General features: G+C 70.5%; 18 protein-coding genes. 8 read left to right on the forward strand and 10 right to left on the reverse strand.

Annotation, left to right across the window (positions count from 1 at the left end; all coding sequences use genetic code 11):
* Positions 1–2: 2 nt before the first annotated feature.
* Positions 3–434, forward strand: a complete 432-nt coding sequence (locus OG266_RS01110; RefSeq protein ID WP_371541589.1) for a Zn-ribbon domain-containing OB-fold protein — start codon at positions 3–5, stop codon at positions 432–434.
* 1 nt (position 435) lies between these two features.
* Complete coding sequence (locus tag OG266_RS01115) at positions 436–1,362, forward strand: SDR family NAD(P)-dependent oxidoreductase (protein WP_371541592.1); 927 nt, start codon at positions 436–438, stop codon at positions 1,360–1,362.
* A gap of 76 nt (positions 1,363–1,438) precedes the next feature.
* Here OG266_RS01115 and OG266_RS01120 read toward each other — a convergent pair whose 3' ends face one another.
* The 5 genes from OG266_RS01120 to OG266_RS01140 form a co-directional block, all read right to left on the reverse strand.
* Positions 1,439–1,864 carry a MaoC/PaaZ C-terminal domain-containing protein gene (locus OG266_RS01120; RefSeq protein WP_371541595.1) on the reverse strand — a complete coding sequence of 142 codons (426 nt, stop codon included), beginning with the start codon at positions 1,862–1,864 and terminating at the stop codon, positions 1,439–1,441.
* Positions 1,861–2,316 (reverse strand): MaoC family dehydratase N-terminal domain-containing protein, encoded by a 456-nt coding sequence (locus tag OG266_RS01125; protein ID WP_371541598.1) that lies wholly within the window; start codon positions 2,314–2,316, stop codon positions 1,861–1,863. The genes OG266_RS01120 and OG266_RS01125 overlap by 4 nt, the downstream gene beginning before the upstream one ends.
* 63 nt (positions 2,317–2,379) lie before the next feature.
* Entirely contained in the window at positions 2,380–3,537 is a 1,158-nt protein-coding gene (locus tag OG266_RS01130; protein ID WP_371541600.1) for an acyl-CoA dehydrogenase family protein, read from the reverse strand.
* A gap of 12 nt (positions 3,538–3,549) precedes the next feature.
* On the reverse strand, positions 3,550–4,398 hold the full coding sequence (locus OG266_RS01135; protein ID WP_371541602.1) for a CoA ester lyase: 849 nt from the start codon (positions 4,396–4,398) through the stop codon (positions 3,550–3,552).
* Positions 4,395–5,255: a MaoC family dehydratase N-terminal domain-containing protein gene (locus OG266_RS01140; RefSeq protein ID WP_371541605.1), complete on the reverse strand. Its 861-nt coding sequence runs from the start codon at positions 5,253–5,255 to the stop codon at positions 4,395–4,397. Before OG266_RS01140 ends, OG266_RS01135 begins: the two co-directional genes overlap by 4 nt.
* Positions 5,256–5,417: 162 nt before the next feature.
* Between OG266_RS01140 and OG266_RS01145 the strand changes: the two genes are divergently transcribed.
* Together OG266_RS01145 and OG266_RS01150 are read left to right on the forward strand one after the other, a co-directional pair.
* Positions 5,418–6,596, forward strand: coding sequence for a CaiB/BaiF CoA transferase family protein (locus OG266_RS01145; protein WP_371541608.1), 1,179 nt, complete (start codon positions 5,418–5,420; stop codon positions 6,594–6,596).
* A 63-nt stretch (positions 6,597–6,659) separates the two neighbouring features.
* Positions 6,660–7,409, forward strand: coding sequence for a GntR family transcriptional regulator (locus OG266_RS01150; protein ID WP_371541611.1), 750 nt, complete (start codon positions 6,660–6,662; stop codon positions 7,407–7,409).
* A gap of 30 nt (positions 7,410–7,439) precedes the next feature.
* Here the strand turns inward: OG266_RS01150 and OG266_RS01155 are convergent, their stop codons facing one another.
* Positions 7,440–8,057 (reverse strand): nuclear transport factor 2 family protein, encoded by a 618-nt coding sequence (locus OG266_RS01155; RefSeq protein WP_332880684.1) that lies wholly within the window; start codon positions 8,055–8,057, stop codon positions 7,440–7,442.
* A gap of 34 nt (positions 8,058–8,091) precedes the next feature.
* A complete protein-coding gene (locus OG266_RS01160) occupies positions 8,092–9,633 on the reverse strand; it encodes a class I adenylate-forming enzyme family protein (protein ID WP_371541614.1) in 1,542 nt (513 codons plus the stop codon).
* A gap of 158 nt (positions 9,634–9,791) precedes the next feature.
* On the opposite strand from OG266_RS01160, the gene OG266_RS01165 reads away from it, so the two are divergent.
* The 3 genes from OG266_RS01165 to OG266_RS01175 are packed head-to-tail and all read left to right on the forward strand — an operon-like array spanning position 9,792 to position 13,094.
* On the forward strand, positions 9,792–10,874 hold the full coding sequence (locus OG266_RS01165) for a CaiB/BaiF CoA transferase family protein (protein ID WP_371541617.1): 1,083 nt from the start codon (positions 9,792–9,794) through the stop codon (positions 10,872–10,874).
* Between the two features lie 18 nt (positions 10,875–10,892).
* Entirely contained in the window at positions 10,893–12,122 is a 1,230-nt protein-coding gene (locus tag OG266_RS01170) for an acyl-CoA dehydrogenase family protein (protein WP_371541620.1), read from the forward strand.
* 54 nt (positions 12,123–12,176) lie between these two features.
* Entirely contained in the window at positions 12,177–13,094 is a 918-nt protein-coding gene (locus tag OG266_RS01175; protein ID WP_371541623.1) for an LLM class F420-dependent oxidoreductase, read from the forward strand.
* A gap of 56 nt (positions 13,095–13,150) precedes the next feature.
* Here OG266_RS01175 and OG266_RS01180 read toward each other — a convergent pair whose 3' ends face one another.
* Positions 13,151–13,732: a flavin reductase family protein gene (locus OG266_RS01180; RefSeq protein ID WP_332880679.1), complete on the reverse strand. Its 582-nt coding sequence runs from the start codon at positions 13,730–13,732 to the stop codon at positions 13,151–13,153.
* A 217-nt stretch (positions 13,733–13,949) separates the two neighbouring features.
* Between OG266_RS01180 and OG266_RS01185 the strand changes: the two genes are divergently transcribed.
* On the forward strand, positions 13,950–15,548 hold the full coding sequence (locus OG266_RS01185) for a class I adenylate-forming enzyme family protein (protein WP_371541625.1): 1,599 nt from the start codon (positions 13,950–13,952) through the stop codon (positions 15,546–15,548).
* 34 nt (positions 15,549–15,582) lie between these two features.
* On the opposite strand, the gene OG266_RS01190 is transcribed toward OG266_RS01185, so the two are convergent.
* Together OG266_RS01190 and OG266_RS01195 are read right to left on the reverse strand one after the other, a co-directional pair.
* Positions 15,583–16,560: an NADPH:quinone oxidoreductase family protein gene (locus OG266_RS01190; protein ID WP_371552596.1), complete on the reverse strand. Its 978-nt coding sequence runs from the start codon at positions 16,558–16,560 to the stop codon at positions 15,583–15,585.
* Positions 16,561–16,565: 5 nt separating this feature from the next.
* Positions 16,566–17,198 (reverse strand): TetR/AcrR family transcriptional regulator, encoded by a 633-nt coding sequence (locus OG266_RS01195; RefSeq protein WP_371541628.1) that lies wholly within the window; start codon positions 17,196–17,198, stop codon positions 16,566–16,568.

Genomic DNA, 17,198 nt, shown 5'->3' on the forward strand with positions numbered 1-17,198 from the left:
GGATGAGCGCGCTGCCCGTCATCGAGGAGGAGAGCCGCCCGTTCTGGGACGCGGCGCGGGAGGGCCGGTTCCTCGTCGTGCGCTGTGTCGCCTGCGGTGCGGTCCACCACTACCCGAGGCCGTTCTGCCCCTCCTGCTGGAGCGAGGACGTCGAGTGGGTGGAGGCGAGCGGCAGGGCGACCCTCTACACGTACTCGACGGTCTTCGTGAACGACCTGCCGCCCTTCAAGGAGCGGGTCCCGTATGTGGCCGCCCTGGTCGAACTGGCCGAGGGCCCCAAGGTGATGACGAACATCGTCGACTGCGCACCTGAAGACCTCGCGATCGGGATGCGGTTGGAGGTCACTTATCGCGTCCTCAGTGACGAGGTGACCGCACCGGTCTTCCGCCCCGCCCGCGAACACCCGAACACCTCCGACAGCAAGGAGCAGTGATATGTCCCGCCTCCTCGAAGGCAAGGTAGCCATCGTGACCGGCGCCGGTCACGGCATCGGGCGGGGCCACGCCCTGGAGCTCGCCCGGCACGGTGCGACCGTGATCGTCAACGACCTCGGCAGCTCGGTGCGCGGCGAGGGCAGCGGCCGGGACGCCGAGAAGGTGTCCGGCATCATCACCGAACGCGGCGGCAAGGCCGCGCCGAACTTCGCCGACGTCGGTGACGAGGCCCAGGCCACCGCGCTGGTCGACCAGGCGTACGAGCAGTTCGGCCGGCTCGACATCCTCGTCAACAACGCCGGGATCGTCCGTGACCGGGCGGTCTGGAACATGTCGGCCGAGGACTTCGACCTGGTGATGCGGGTGCATGTCCGGGGCACCTGGCTCACGTGTCACGCGGCGGCGCAGCGGTGGCGCGAGCTGGCCAAGGCCGGTGACAGCGGCAAGGTGTACGGACGCATCGTCAACACCACCTCGGGTGCCGGGCTGCTCGGAAACTTCGGCCAGACCAACTACGCCGCGGCCAAGGCCGCGATCGTCGGCCTCACCCTGACGCTCAGTCTGGAGCTGGCCTCCATCGGCGTCACGGTCAACGCCATCGGTCCGGGCGGCATCACCCGCATTTCGTCCACCATGCCGGGGGCGCCCGCACCGCTGGAACCCGACGAGCGCCCCGAGGGCGAGTACGACCCCAAGGACCCCTCGCTGTGCAGCCCGGTCGTGGCCTGGCTCGCGAGCGGGGAGGCCGGCCATGTCAGCGGTCAGGTCATCCGTGCGGTGGGCGGGAACATCCAGCTCATGCAGGGCTGGACCGAATCCCGCACCGTCTCCGGCGAGGGCAAGCGCTGGGACGCGACCCAACTCGGCCAGGTCTTCAGCCGCGACCTTTTCGGTACGCAGGCGGCGGGGCTGCGACTCGGCGGCTGACGACACGCAGTAAGCAGCGGGCCCGAACCTCGCGGTTCGGGCCCGCTCCTTGCTGCGTGCGACCGCCAAGCGCCCCTCAGCCGCCGACCAGGAAGTCCGCCGATCCCGCGATCGCCACCCCGCCGGTCTGCCGGGTGCAGGTCAGCTCGACCGTCACCAAGGCCCCGCCCGCTGTCTGCGGTTGGACACCGATGACCCGCCCCGCGCAGGTCAGCACGTCGCCCGGCCACACCTGTTCGCGGAACCGGACGTGGAAGCGGCGGACGTTCTCGGCGCCCAGCCAGTCGGTGGCGTACGTCGAGAGCAGTGCGGCCTGGTGCATGCCCTGGGAGAAGACCGAGGGGAAGCCTGCTCCCTGCGCGTACTCCTCGTCGTAGTGGATGGGGTTGAAGTCTCCGGAGGCGCCCGCGTAGCGCACGAACATGGCGCGGGTCAGCGGGCCGAAGGCACGCGGCTCGCCGGTCGTCCCGACCATGAGTTCCGGTACGGGAGTGGTGGTCACTGGCCGTCCTCCTTCGCCTGCTGCGGCTTGGGGGCCTTGGCCGTCTCGATGAGCGTCGAGCGCTGTTCGGCGACCAACTCGCCCTTCTCGTCACGGAATTCGGTGACGATCACGGCGAACCTCATGGTCCCGCCCCGCTTGCCGGGTTTCTCGTAACGCTCGGCGAGGCGGACACGGGCGGTCAGTACCTGGCCTGCCCGGGGTGGAGGACCGTGGAAGACGTACTCCTGTTCGCCGTGGAGCAACCGGCGGCGGTCGAATCCGGTGTCGGGGCGTGCGCCGTCCGGCGCCCAGAAGGCGGAGGAGACGAGGAACGTGGGCGGGACGACGGCGTCCGGCTCCTGATACGCGGGGTGCTGTGACTGCATGGCGGTGGCGAACTCGCGGATCTTCCCGCGCTCGACCGGCACGGTGAACTCGGGGCCCGGGGCACCCGGGGGCTGCTGGTCCAACTGTCGTGTCCTTCCACTCAGTACGGTCCTGTCCGTCCACTCAGTTCGGTACGGAACGGGTGCTCACTGGAGGCCGCCTCGGGCCACGAGCTGGCGGACGATCACGTTCCGCTGGATCTCGTTGGTGCCCTCGCCGACGATCATCAGCGGCGCGTCCCGGAAGTACCGCTCGACGTCGAACTCCGTCGAGTAGCCGTAACCTCCGTGGATGCGCAGGGCGTTGAGGGCGATCTCCATCGCCGTCTCCGAGGCGAAGAGCTTGGCCATACCCGCCTCCATGTCGCAGCGCTCGCCCGCGTCCAGCCGGGCTGCCGCGTGCAGGACCAGTTGCCGGGCGGCGGTCAGCCGGGTCGCCATGTCCGCGAGGTGGTTGCCGATCGACTGGTGCTGCCAGATGGGCTTGCCGAAGCTCTCCCGCTCCTGGGCATACCGCAGCGCGTCGTCGAGGGCGGCGCGGGCCACGCCGGTGGCGCGGGCGGCGACCTGGATGCGGCCGGTCTCCAGGCCCTTCATCATCTGTGCGAAGCCGTGCCCCTCCTCACCGCCGAGCAGTGCGTCGCCGGGTACGCGGGCGTCGTCGAAGGAGAGTTCACAGCTCTCCACTCCCTTGTAGCCGAGCTTGGGCAGGTCCTTGGAGACGGTGAAGCCGGGAACCTTCTCCACCAGCAGGATGCTCATGCCCCGGTGGGCGGGGGTGGCCGTCGGGTCGGTCTTGCAGAGCAGGGCGACCAGGCCGGAGCGGCGGGCGTTGGTGATCCAGGTCTTGGAGCCGTTGATCACGTAGTCGCCGCCGTCGCGGAGGGCGTGCGTGCGCATCGCCTGCAGGTCCGAGCCGCCGCCCGGTTCGGTCAGTGCCATGGTGGCCCGCAGTTCGCCGGTGGCCAGCCGGGGCAGGTATGTCTTCTTCTGCTCGGCGGTGCCGAAGGTGTCGATGAGCTTGCACACCACCGTGTGCCCGCCCATGGCGCCGGCGAGGCTCATCCAGCCGCGCGCGAGTTCCTCGGTGACCTGGGCGTAGCAGACGGCGGACACCAGGACCTCCCCGTACGGCTCGGGGACGGCGAGGCCGAAGACGCCCAACTCCTTCATCTGGTCGATGAGTTCTTCGGGATATGTGTTGGCGTGTTCCAGCTCTCTGGCGACCGGTCGCACTTCGTTGTCCACGAAGTCGCGGACGGTGGCCACGACGGCACGCTCCTCGGCGTCGAGTCCGTACAACACCTTGCTGCCTCCTCAGGGGGTGGTCGGGGCGGCCGGTTCGGTCCGGCCCCGGTCCCCGGCGCGTACGAGCAGCCGCCGGGCTCGGTCGACCACTGGCTTGTCGATCATGTTTCCGTCGAGTACGACGACCGCGTTGCCTGCGGCGGCCTCGACGACTTCTCGTGCCCAGCGCACCTGCCCGGGCGTCGGGGCCAGTGCCTCGTGCACCGCGGTCACCTGCCGGGGGTGGACGCACAGCTTCCCGGAGAAGCCCAGGCGGGCCGCGTACGCGGTGTCGTCGCGCACGGCCCCGGTGTCGTTCACCGCCGTGGTGACACCGTCGACGGGCGGCGCGACCGAGGCTGCCGCGGCGGCGAGGACCAACGTGGCGCGTGCGTGACGCAACGCCTCGCGGTCGTCCGGGTCGACGCCGAGCTGGGCGGCGAGGTCGATACTGCCGAAGGCCGGTCGTACGACGCCGGGCACCACGCACAGCTCCCCGGCCCGCAGCACGCCCAGCGCGGTCTCGATCAGCGGGACCTGCACCGTACGGCGGACGGCGAGCCGGGCCGGGTCCTCGGCCTTGGGCACCATCAGCGCGGCGCCCGTGGCATGGACCATCGCCAGGTCGTCCGCGGACCAGGGGGTGCCGTGGGCGTTGACCCGTACGAGCGCGGGGTGGCCGCCCGTCAGCCAGTCCCGGACGAACTCCCGGGCCGCGGCCTTCCGTTCCGGGGCGACCGCGTCCTCCAGGTCCAGCACGACGAGGTCGGCGCCACTGGCGACGGCCTTGTCGAACCGGTCGGGCCGGTCTCCGGGCACGAACAGCAGGCTCCGCGCGGCGGCCACGGTCCGCTCGATCCCTTCGGGGGCGTGGGTCATCGCAGCTCCGCCACGGCGCTGGCGGCCAGGGTGTCGGCGACGCGGGTGGTGAGGACCGCGCAATCGCCGTCGGCTCCGGTCGGTTCGGCGTCGATCCGCAGCCGCTCCCCGGCGAAGGCCGGAGCGCGCAGGCGGTACGACAGGGACTCGACCCGGCGCTGCGGCGCATGGCGGCGGACCGTCTCCAGCATCGCGACGGCGAGCAGCGGGCCGTGCACGACCAGACCGGGGTATCCCTCGACGTCCCTGGCGTAGGGCTCGTCGTAGTGGATGCGGTGGGCGTTGCCGGTCAGCGCGCTGAACCGGAAGAGCAGGACGGGGTCGGGTTCGAGGGTCAACTGCCAGCCACCGGAAGGGACTTCCGGCGGCTGGGCCGATGTCGTACGTGCGGCGCGAGTGCCCCGGCCCGATCGGTACACCAGGTCCTGCTCCTCCACCAGGCAGGTACGCCCCTGCTGCCATACCTCGTGGCGGACGGTCACGAAGGCCAGCTCGCCGCTGCGTCCCCGTTTGACGGCGACATCCGCGAGTTCGGATCGGCGCTCGGCGGGCCGGCCGACCACGAGGGGGTGCTCGACCCGCAGTCTGCCGCCCGCGAACATCCGGGTGCGGTCGGGCACCGGGGGGAGGAAACGGCCGTGCGCGGGATGCCCGTCGGCCCCCAACTCCCGCTGTGGCGGCGCGTCGAGGAAGTACAGCCAGTGCCACAGCGGCGGCAGCGGCTCTCCCGAGCCGGGCGCCGTCTCCGGGACGTCGAGGACTGCGGCCAGCGCCGCGGCCGGCGCCTCGGTGATCACGTCCTCGGTGATGTCCGGTGCCGGCTTCCAGTCCGCGAAGTAGTCCTCCAGTCCAGCCATCGGTGCCCGGCCCCTCCGCTGCTCAGTCGGTAGCCGCTCGATTTGTACGGCCATATCGACGTCAAGTCTTGCCTCGAGATCCATCCATGTCAATGCCATAGTCATTGACAGCCACGTGGGGCCCGGCGAAAATGGCCGTACAAATTATGGAAAGGTGGCCGCATGCTTCCCCTGTCCGGTGTCACGGTGGTCAGCCTGGAGCAGGCGGTGGCAGCTCCGTACGCCACGCGCCAGCTCGCCGATCTGGGCGCGAGAGTCATCAAGGTGGAGCGCCTTGGGGGCGGGGACTTCGCCCGGCGTTACGACGAGTCCGTCCACGGTCAGTCGAGCTATTTCGTCTGGATCAACCGCTCCAAGGAATCCCTGACCCTCGACCTCAAGACACCCGCCGCCCGCGCGGTGCTCCACGAACTCCTGGGCCGGGCCGATGTCTTCGTGCAGAACCTGGCCCCCGGGGCCACCACGCGCCTCGGCTTCGGCAGCGCCGACCTGGCCCGGCGCCACCCCCGACTGATCACCTGCGACATCTCCGGGTACGGCGGCTCGGGACCCTGGGCGGACCGGAAGGCGTACGACCTGCTGGTCCAGTGCGAGACGGGTCTTGTCTCGGTCACCGGCAGCCCCGAGGAGGCGGCGAAGGCGGGGATCTCGGTGGCCGACATCGCCGCCGGGATGTACGCCTACTCCGGGATCCTCACCTCGCTCTACCAGCGCGCGACCACGGGTCACGCTGCCCCGGTGGAGGTGTCGCTCTTCGAGGCGCTGGCCGAGTGGATGGGCCAGCCCGCCTACTACACCCGGTACGGCGGCACTCAGCCACCGCGCACCGGGGCCCGGCATGCCACGATCGCACCGTACGGGCCCTTCACCACCGGCGACGGCGGCACGGTGCTGCTCGCGGTGCAGAACGAACGCGAATGGGCCGCGCTGTGCGAGGTCGTACTCGAGGATCCGGGGCTCGCGACCGACGAGCGGTTCGCCCGCAACTCCGCGCGCGTGGCCCACCGCGATGTCCTGGAGGCCGTCGTCGCGCGTCGGTTCGCCGAACTGGGCACCGGCGAGGCGGTGAAGCTCCTGGACCGGGCCGGCGTGGCGAACGCGCGGCTGAACTCCGTCTCCGACCTGCTGGACCACCCGGTCCTCACCGGCCGCGACCGCTGGCGCCAAGTCGGCACGCCCGGCGGCCCCGTCGACGCCCTCCTCCCGCCGGCCACGCTGGGCGGAGTGGAGCCCCGCATGGATCCCGTGCCGGAGGCCGGGGAACACACGGCGGCGATCCTTTCGGAGCTCGGCCGCACCGACGCCCAGATCAAGGAGCTGCGCGCGGCCGGAGCGGTCTGACCTGTGGTGCATGCTTGTCCGGTCAGCAGCCGCCGGGAACAACAGCGAGGAGAGCCGGAGCAGATGGCCGCCAAGGAGCGCGAGCGGGAAGCGGCGTACCAGACCGTGGCGAGGGAACTGCGCGAGGCGCTCCTCGGGCAGCGGTACGCCGACGGAAGCCGGCTGCCGACGGAGGCGGAGCTGTCCGTCCAGTACGCGGTCAGCCGGCAGACCGTGCGGCGGGCCTTCCAGGAGCTGGTCGCCGAAGGCATGGTGCATCGCGTCCCGGGCCGGGGCACCTTCGCCACCGAGCACGGCAGCCGGTATCTGCGGCAGTTCGGCAGCGTGGAAGACCTGATGAGCCTGTCTCTGGACACCGACATGGAGGTCCTGAGCCCGCTGCGGCGCCGCGTCGACATCGAGGCGGCGGGGCGGCTTCAGCTCGACTCCGACGCGGTGTACGAGGTGGTGTTTCGGCGGCTGCACGGCGGCGCGCCGTTCTGTGTGACGACCGTGCGCCTGCGCCCCGACGTCGGGCAGGCCCTGGGGGACGCCGAGGAATTGTCCGCGGCCGGGGCGAAAAGCTCGTTCACCATCATCGGGCTGATCGAGGCGCGGCTGCGGATCCCCGTCCTGGAGGCCGACCAGTCCATCACCGCCACGGCGGCGGATGCGTCGACCGCGGAGCTGCTCGGCTGCCGGCCGGGCGATCCGCTGCTGCGCATCGACCGGCTGTACTGCACCACCGGGTCCGAGCCGCTTGAGCAGTCCACCAGTTACTTCCTGCCCGAGCAGTACACGTACCGGGTGCGGCTGCGCAGGGGCGTGCGCTGAGCGCCTGAGCATCGCCGCACCCGTACGCGGTCAGGAACGCCGGGCGGAACCGGGACGCGGATGCCGTACGCCCTTGGTCATCTCCTTGATGTGCGTGATCGGCTTGACGTCACGGCCGAGCCACGACGGCTTCGGATCGGCACCCTCCGGCAGCCGGGCCCAGTCCACCCACTCCCCCCAGTCCTTGCGGCTCAGCGGGAACGGGCCGCTCTGCCCCGCGCGCTCGCGAGCCTCGGTGTAGTGCTGGTTGAAGAGCTTCATCTCCTGGGGCGTCCACCAGTCCTCCTCCGAGGCCCACTTGCCACCGCCCGCGTACTGGATGACCTGGAGGGAGGGGAACTCGATGGGCGGGCCGCCGGGTTCGGGGTTGTCCGCGCGGTTGGTGACCTTGTAGACGACCTGGTTGCCGTCGATGTTGTACCAGACCAGGGGCGAGTAGACGTGCGCCGCGAACGACATGGTGCCGTCCAGGAAGTACGCGATCTCCTCGGGCCCGTGGAAGGTGCCGTAGTAGTGGTCGTTGTAGGGGGCGTCGTCCAGGAAGAGCTTCCCCCAGGCGACCCAGTCCTCGTGGACCGGGCCGGTCAGGAAGTAGTGCCGGAACGCGCTCTCGACTTCGTCCCGTTCGAAGGTCTTGGCGCTTGCCATGGCCACTCCGCTCTGCGTTGTCGGTTCCCGCGCGTCACACGAGTTGTGCGCGCAGTTCGCGCTTGAGGACCTTGCCGGCCGGACCCAGCGGCAGTGAGTCCCAGGTACGGAAGACGAACGAGCGGGGCTGCTTGTACCCCGCGAGACGCTCCCGGCACAGTGCCCGCAGCTCCTCCTGGAGCGCCCCCGTGTCGGCGGGGGCGGGGCCCTTGGGCACCACGACCGCGACCGGCGTCTCGCCCCACTCCTGGTGCGGCACGCCGACGACAGCGACCACGTCGACGCCCCGATGGCCGCCGATCACGCGCTCCAGTTCGGCCGGGTAGACGTTGAACCCGCCGGAGATGATCATGTCGGTGCGACGGCCCTCGATGTGCAGATAGCCGTCCTCGTCGAGGCGCCCCAGGTCGCCGGACCACAGTCCCCCGGGCCGGAACACCTGGGCGGTCTGCTCCGGGTTGTTCCAGTAGCCGCGGGCCGCCGAATCGCACCGGATGACGATCTCCCCCACTTCGCCCGGCGGGAGTTCCTCGCCGTCCTCGCCGACGACGCTGATCTCGGCGTGCGGGGTCTCACGGCCGCAGGAGGTCAGCAACGACTCCTGCCCGGCGACCGCCGCCCGGTGCTCCCGCGGGCCGAGGATCGTCACCTGGCCGCCCGCCTCGGTCAGCCCGTACCGCTGCTGGAGGTCGCAGCCCAGCAGATCCATGGCCCTGGCCGCCAGGCCCACCGGCACCGGCGCCGATCCGTAGCTGATCCTGCGCAGGCTCGACACGTCCCGCGACGACCCCTCCTCCAGCAGCCGCAGCGTGCGCTGGAGCATCGTCGGGATGAAGGTCGTGAAGGTCACCCGGCTTCGCTCGATCTCGTCGAGGACGGACTCGGCATCGAAACGCGGGTGGATGACCATCGTCTGGCCGAGATAGAGCCAGGAGAGCGTACGGACCATGCCGCCGGCGGTGAAGAAGGGCGTGGTCGCGAGCATCACGTCGGAGTGCCGGGCGTCCGTGGAGATCGTGGTGTCCAGGACCTGCGCGAGCATGCCGCGGTGCTCGTGGACAACTCCCTTGGCGCGACCGGTCGTTCCACTGGTGTAGAGGATGAACTGGATGTCCGAGGCGGTCAGCGCGCCCGGGGTGGGATCCACCGCGCGCCCCTTGGACAGCGCGGTCTCGTAGTCGTCGCCCGCCTCGCTACCGCCGATCTCCAGCAGGAATTCCAGGCCGGACATCACCTCGCCGAAGGTCTCCGCCTGGTCGGTGTGGAGGATGCCGGCGCGCGCTCCCGAGTCGGCCATGACGTAGGCGACCTCGTCCGGCGCGAGCCGTATGTTCACCGGCACGAGGACGAGTCCCGCCTTGGCGAGGCCGAAGGCGATCTCGGGCCACTCCAGGCAGTTGCGGGCCATGACGAGGACGCGGTCCCCCATGCCCAGGCCGCGCGAGAGCAGATGGGTGGCCAGCCGGTTGGCACGCTCGTCCACCGCCGCCCAGCTCAGCCGGGTGTCGCCGTACGCCAGCGCGGTCTTCGTCGGGTAGCGCCGGGCGTTACGGCGGGGAATGTCGCCGACCAGCATGGGACCTCCAGTCGATGGGTCGCAGCTTCAGTTTCTACCGTACACATGCCGTCAGATTCTAGAGATGTACGAGACGTAATCTGTCGTAACCATCGACAGATCAGGCACTTCATTGTGTGATACCAACGTCAGATACAGACCATAGAGAGGGAGGCCACATGGCAGGACCGCTCGCCGGGACACGGGTCCTGGAGCTGGCGGGCATGGGGCCCGGACCGCACGCCGCGATGCTTCTGGCCGATCTCGGCGCGGACGTCGTACGCGTGCAGCGACCCGGCACGCCCGAGGATCCGCCCGGAGACCAACTGCTGCGCGGGCGTCGCTACATCGAGGCCGACCTCAAGTCGCCCGCGGGCCGGGAGACCGTGCTCGGCCTGGCAGCCCGCGCGGACGTGCTGATCGAGGGGTTCCGGCCGGGTGTCACCGAGCGGCTCGGCCTCGGGCCCGCCGACTGCTCCGCCCGCAATCCGGGGCTCGTCTACGCCCGGATGACCGGGTGGGGCCAGAACGGCCCGCTTTCCGCCACCGCGGGGCACGACATCAACTACATCGCGCTCACCGGCGTCCTGCACTCCATCGGCCGGGCGGGCGAGCGCCCCGTCGTCCCCCTCAACCTGGTCGGCGACTTCGGCGGCGGATCCCTCTACCTCGTCCTCGGCGTGCTCGCCGCGCTGGTGGAACGGCAACGCTCCGGACTCGGCCAGGTGGTCGACGCGGCCATCGTCGACGGCGCGAGCGGCCTCGCCCAGATGATCTGGTCCCAGCGCGGACGCGGCCGGTGGAGCGACGAGCGCGGCACCAACCGCCTCGACACCGGCGCACCCTTCTACGACGTCTACGAGACCTCGGACGGCCGCCACATGGCCGTCGGCGCCCTGGAACCCCGCTTCTACGACGAGTTGGTACTCCGCCTCGGCCTCGACCCGGCGGCGCTCCCCGACCGCCAGGACCGCTCCTGCTGGCCCGCCCTGCGCAAGCTCTTCACCGAGACCTTCGCCTCCCGGACCCGGGACGAGTGGACCGAGGTCTTCGCAGGCAGCGACGCCTGTACGACCCCGGTGCTCTCCTTCGGCGAGGTGGCGGGCCATCCGCACATGGCCGCCCGCGACGCAATCGTCGAGCTCGACGGCGTCCAACAGGCAGCCCCGGCCCCCCGCTTCTCCCGTACCGCCCCCGCTGTACCCCGCGTCCCGCCGCGCGAGCCGGTGGATGCCGCCGCCGTCCTCGCCGTATGGACCTGACCCGCCAGGAGCAACCGCATGACCACAAACATGGCCGAGGACACGACCGGTGACCCGGGCCTCCTCCCCACCGGCGCGTGGGAGCTGCCGGAGGAGTTCCGCATGCTGCGGGACACCGTGCGACGGTTCATGGAGTCCGACGTACGTCCACTGGAGGACAAACTCGAACACGACGCCGAGGGCGCGCCCTCCGAACTGCTGAAGCCCCTCCAGGAGAAGGCGCGGTCGCTGGGCCTGTGGGCCCTGCAGACGCCGGCGGAGTACGGGGGCGCGGGGCTGAGTGTGCTCGGCCAGGTAGTGGTCGGGGAGGAGGCGGCCAAGTGCCGGATGGGCGCGTTCTTCCCGGCCGCCGGGGCCTTCGGCGGCAACCCGCCGAGTGTGTTGTTCCGGGCCACCCAGGAGCAGTTCGAGCGCTACGCCCGGCCCATCGTCGAGGGGTCCTCGGGTCGCGCGTTCACGGCCATCAGCGAGGCATCCGGCGGCTCCGACCCGGCCCGCGCCATCCAGTGCCGCGCGGAACGCGACGGGGACCACTACGTCCTCAACGGTACGAAGCTGTGGACCAGCCATGCCGGGACGGCCGACTGGGGCATCGTCTACGCCAGGACCGGTGAACCCGGCCGCCGCGACGGCATCAGCTGCTTCATCGTGGAGACCTCGACACCCGGCCTGGCCCGGACGCCCATCAGGGTCATGGCCTCCTACTCGCCCTACGAGCTGCACTTCGCGGACGCCCGTATCCCGGCCGCCAACCGCATCGGCGCGGAGGGCGAGGGCTTCGCACTGGCCGGCGACTTCCTGGTGCGCGGTCGCATCGCGTACGCGGCGGGGCCGATCGGGATCGCGCAGGCGGCGCTCGACTCGGCGGTGGAGTGGGTGAAGGAGCGTCAGGTATTCGGCTCACGTCTCGCCGACAAACAGGCGATCCAGTGGATGCTGGCGGACAGCGAAATCGAGATCCGCGCGGCCCGCCTGCTGATGTACCAGGCGGCCTGGAACGCCGACCTGGGCAAGGACGTGAAAGTCGATGCCTCCGTGTGCAAGGTGTTCGCGACGGAGACGGCGTTCCGCGTCGTCGACCGGTGCGTGCAGATGTTCGGCGCGCTCGGTCTGTCCCAGGAGCTGCCGCTGGAGCGGTGGTTCCGCGATCTGCGGGTCAAGCGGCTGGGCGAGGGCGCGTCAGAGGTCCAGCGCATGGTCGTGGCCCGCCATCTGCTGGGCCGGGCGCGACCGGCTTCCGCCGGATGAACTGCCGTACGACCATCCCCAACTGTCCTTCTCGACAAGGAGGTTGCCGTACCGATGCGATTCAACCTGATGTTCCCCATGCGCGCCGTCAAGCACTACGACCGCTGGATCCAGGGCTCGGACCTGGGTGAAGTGGCCCGCATCGTCGAAGAGGCCGGCTTCGACGGTCTTTCGATGAGCGAGCACCCCTATCCGGACGACGCCTGGCTGGGCAACGGGGGCCACCACGCCTTCGACCCGTTCGTGTCACTGACGTTCATGGCCGCGCACACCAGCCGCGTCAAGCTGATCACGTACGTCATGGTGCCCGGATACCGCCACCCGTATCTCTCCGCGAAGGCGATATCGAGCCTCGACACCGTCTCTCAGGGCCGGCTGATCGTGGGCATGGCCGCCGGGTACCTGCGCTCCGAATTCGAGGTCCTGGACGCCGACTTCACCCGGCGGGGGGCGCTGCTGAACGCCGCCATCCCGGCGATGCGGGCGGCCTGGGCGGGCACGGACCACGACGATCCCGCATTCCCCACGCGCGGCCACACGATGCTGCCGGCACCGGTCCAGAAGGGCGGCCCGCCGATCTGGATCGGCGGGAACAGCGCGGCGGCCCGCAGGCGCGCCGTCACTCTCGGGGACGGCTGGCTGCCGATGGCCCAGTCGGCCGAGACGGCCGCGATCACCAGGACACCGGCTCTGGAGAGCATCGACGAGCTGCGCACCCTCGTCTCCGCGGCGCAGACCGAGCGGTCGACGGCCGGACTCGCCCCGCTGGACGTGGCGTTCGCGCCCTTCGAGAGCCATCTGCTGCGCTCGGGCGACGTCGACGAGTTCGCCACGGCCGTCGGCGACCGGCTGGCCGCGTACGCGGCCGCGGGCGTCACCTGGATCACCATCGAACCGACGAGCAGGAGCCTGGACGACTTCCGTCACGACATCGGCAGGCTCGGCGAACTGCTGGTGCGAGCGGGCAGCTGAGCGTCCGGTGTCCGCCCCCCTCCCCCCACCGGGGCGGACACCGGACGGTCCACCGATCAGGCGAGCAGACCGCGATTGCGCCGCGCACTGTCCACCTGCGGCACATGGTTCGTCTCGTACTGCTCGATCCACGCCGGGGGAAGTTGGGACCAGGCCTCGCCCACGTTCAGCCGATGCCCCTCACGGAGGGTCTCGGCTCCGACGACGTCGGCCACGAAGATGGTGCTCTCCTCCACGTCCAGCGTGTGCACCACGCGGCCCTCCACATAGCTCAGGGCATCGAGCAGGATCGGCGCGCCGGTGACCCCCGGTTTGGTGGCGAACGGCGCGATCTTGTCCCCGTCCCGCCCCGAACTGCCGCCGAGCCCCATGAGGATGGCGAGCGAGGCATCAATGATCTCCGGGTCGTTGGCCAGCAGATGCATCGCGAAGACGCCGGAGCTCAGCACCATGTCGTGGGTCAGGTTGTACTTCGTCAGGCTGATCGTCACCCGGGGCGCCTCCGGGACGATGGCGGCCGCACCCGCCGACAGCGACATCAGACCGCCCGCACGGCCGTCCGCGAACGTGGTCACCGCGACCGGGTAGGGGCGCAGACCACCCAGGGTGCGGTTGGCCGATTCAAGATCCAGACTCATCGGTGCTCCTTCTCGTGACGCTCACACTCACAAGCAAATCTGACAGTTCAGTCACTCCCTTGCACGATATAGAGGTCCAGCTTCAGACGAAAGCATCGCAACAAGCACTGTGTAGTTCATTACAGCTACGGCTGCCGCCGCTCTGGACAAACTCCGGTCAGACGTTACTGTCACTTTCTGGCAGCGAGCGGACGTCACGGACGGGAGCTGAACGACGTTGACGACGAGTGGTCCGGAACGGAACAGAGACGCTTACGAGGCGGGGCTGCTGCGTCCCACCTCGCTCACCGAACTCATACGCCGCCGGGCGGACCTCACGGGCGGCAGGACATTCCTTCTCGACGAGCACGACACCCGGCTCTCGTTCGCCGACTTCCGCGACCGGACCGATCGGGTCGCGGCAGCCCTCGGGGCACACGGCATAGGTCCCGGCAGCCGAGTGGCCTGGCAGCTCCCCACCCGCACGAGCACCGTGCTGGTGATGGCCGCCCTGTCACGGCTGGGAGCCGTCCAGGCCCCGGTGATCGCCCAATACCGTCTGCGCGAGGTCGGCGCGGCGGTCGAGGGGAGCGGAGCGGAGTGGCTCCTGGTGCCCGGCACCTGGCACGGCACGGACTACGAGGAGATGGCTCGCGGCGTCCCGTCCGCGCCGCGTGTCCTCACGGTCGGGCCACTCGCCCCCGAACTCGACGATGTGTCCACCCTGCCACCCGCCCCGACGGAGGGTGACCAGATCCGGTGGATCTTCTTCACCTCCGGATCCAGCGGGCTGCCGAAGGGGGCCCTGCACACGGACGGTTCGCTGCTGACCGCCGCGTACGCGCACGCCGTCCGCACCCGGACCGGCGAGTCGGCCGACGAGGTCTGCTGCGTACCCTTTCCGGTCGCGCACGTGGGCGGACCGCTCCAGCTGGCCTCCGCGTTGTCGAGCGGCAGCGCGTGTGTCCTCCTGGAGGCGTTCACCCCCACGGAAGGGCTTGAGGTGCTGCGACGGCACCGGGCCACGCTGGTCGGGGGCGGACCGGTCTTCTACCAGGCACTGCTCACCGAGCAGCGCAAACGGCCAGCGACCCCGGTTCTTCCCACCCTGAGGACGGTCACCGGAGGCGGCGCTCCCTGTCCTCCGCACCTCTTCGACGAGGTCCGCGACGAGCTGGGGGCCCGGCTCCTGCACTGCTACGGGATGACGGAGTCCCCCATGGTCTGCGTGGCGGCGCTCCACGACGGGGACGAGCAGCTGCGGGAGACCGAGGGCAGGCCCGCCCCGGGCCTCGAACTCAGGGTCATGGACGGCGAGGAGAGCGTTCCGGTGGGCGTCGACGGTGAGATCCAGATCCGGGGCGCGACGGTCTGCCTCGGATACACCGACAGCCGGCAGACGGCCGAGTCGTTCACGAAGGAAGGCTGGTTCAGGACCGGGGACCGCGGCCACCTCCGGCCGGACGGCCACGTCGAACTCACCGGACGGGTCAAGGATCTGATCATCCGCAAGGGCGAGAAGATCGCGCCCCAGGAGCTCGAACAGCTCCTGTCGGATCATCCGTCGGTCGACCAGGCGGCCGTCATCGGGCTGCCCGACGCCCAGCGGGGCGAGCGAGTCTGTGCGGTGCTCGTCCTGCGCGCGGGTGCCCCCGCGCCCTTGCTCGCCGATATCGCGGACCACTTCCGCAAGGCCGGTCTGATGGAGCAGAAGATCCCCGAACAGCTGGAGATAGTGAGCGAGTTGCCCGTACGGGGGCTGGGCAAGGTGGACAAGTCGGCCCTGCGGGACATGCTCACCGCGGACGTCGACAAGGCCACGTCGATGACCACCTGACGTCGCGGGAGTCACCGAACCTGACCCCGCGGGGTCACAGGCCCACGTCGATGACCACCTTGCCCAGTGCCCGCCGGTCCGCGACAAGCGCGAGGGCCGCGGCGCTCTCTTCCAGCGGGAACCGTGCGCCGATATGGGGTCGGACGGCGCCCGCCGCCAGCAGCCCCAGGAGTTCGTCGCGGTCCCGCCGCTCCAGCTCGCGGAACTGCTCGCCGAAGGTGCGCAGTTCCATCCCCTTCACAGTGACTCCCTTGAGGAGCACCAGATTCAGCGGAATCGCGGGGATGGTTCCGGAGGCGAACCCCAGCGTGACGAAGGTGCCGCCGCGCCGCGTACTGCGCAGCGCCTGTTCGGACGCCGGCCCGCCGACCGGGTCGATCACCACGTGCGCGCCGCCGTCCGTCAGTTCGCGCAGCCGCAGGCGCAGGTCCTCGGTCGTGTAGTCGATGACGTGCGTCGCCCCTCGCGCGCGGCACAGGGCGAGCTTCTCGGGTCCGGACGCCGCGGCCACCACCCGCGCGCCCAACTGCCGGGCCAGGTCGAGTGCCGCGAGCCCGACGCCGCCCGCCGCGCCGAGCACCGCCACCCAGTCCCCTGGACGGACCTCGGCGACGGAACGCAGGGCGTGGTGGGCGGTGCGGTACGTCACTCCGAACGCGGCGGCTTCGGCGAAGCCCACACCTTCCGGAATCCGTGTCAGTTGACCGGCCGGAACGATCACACGTTCGGCGAAGGCTCCCGTCGGCACGGTGCCGAACACCCGGTCCCCAGGGGCGAATTCGGACACTTCCTCCCCCACCGCGAGTATCTGGCCGGCGAGTTCACTGCCCGGAACGAAGGGCAGGGGCGCCGGCACCTGGTAGGCGTTCGCGACGAGAAGTACGTCGGGGAAGTTGACGGCGGCGGTGTGCACATCCACCAGCAGCTCCCCGGCGCCCGGCCTCGGCACGGGCAGTTCCTCGATCAGCAGTCCTTGAGGAGGCCCGTATCTGCGGCACACCACGGCGCGCATACCGGTCACCGGTCGGACCGCCGTCCGACACCCGGGCCCAGGGCGTTGAGACAGAACCCGACGAGATGCTCGGCATCGTCATGCCCCGGCCGGACGTCCAGCGCCTGGAGGCGGCGCATCGTCCCGAAGACCGCGGCGAAGACGGCATCGGCGTCCCGCCGCGGGTCGGCGCTCCCCAACTCCGCGACCGGGTCGAGGAGAAGGTCCCGCAGCGGACGTGTGATCTCCTCCTCGGCCACCCGGAGGTCGGCCGAGGCGATGAGCTCCGCCGAGACGGCCCGGCTCACCCTGGCCAGCCGCGCATCGCTCAACTGCGCCAGCGAGCCCCGGATCCACCTGGCCACCTTGCCCGCCGGATCCTCTTCCTTCGCCATCTGGTGTTCCAGATAGGACCGTACGATCCCGATGCCGCGCTCCATGACGGCCAGGACGAGGTCGTCCTTCCCGCCGAAGTAGCGATAGAACGCCTTGTTCGAGATTCCGGCCTCGACCACGATGTCACTGACCCGCGGCTCCGCGGGGGCCGCCCGCTCCATCACCGCGACCGCGGCCGCCAGAATCCGCTCGACATCCTCGGCGGCCTCGCGCTGGCGCGCGTCCAGGGCACGCTCCACGGCCGCATCCGCACGGGATTTCAC

The organism is Streptomyces sp. NBC_00554, assembly GCF_041431135.1.
Classification (GTDB): Bacteria; Actinomycetota; Actinomycetes; order Streptomycetales; family Streptomycetaceae; genus Streptomyces.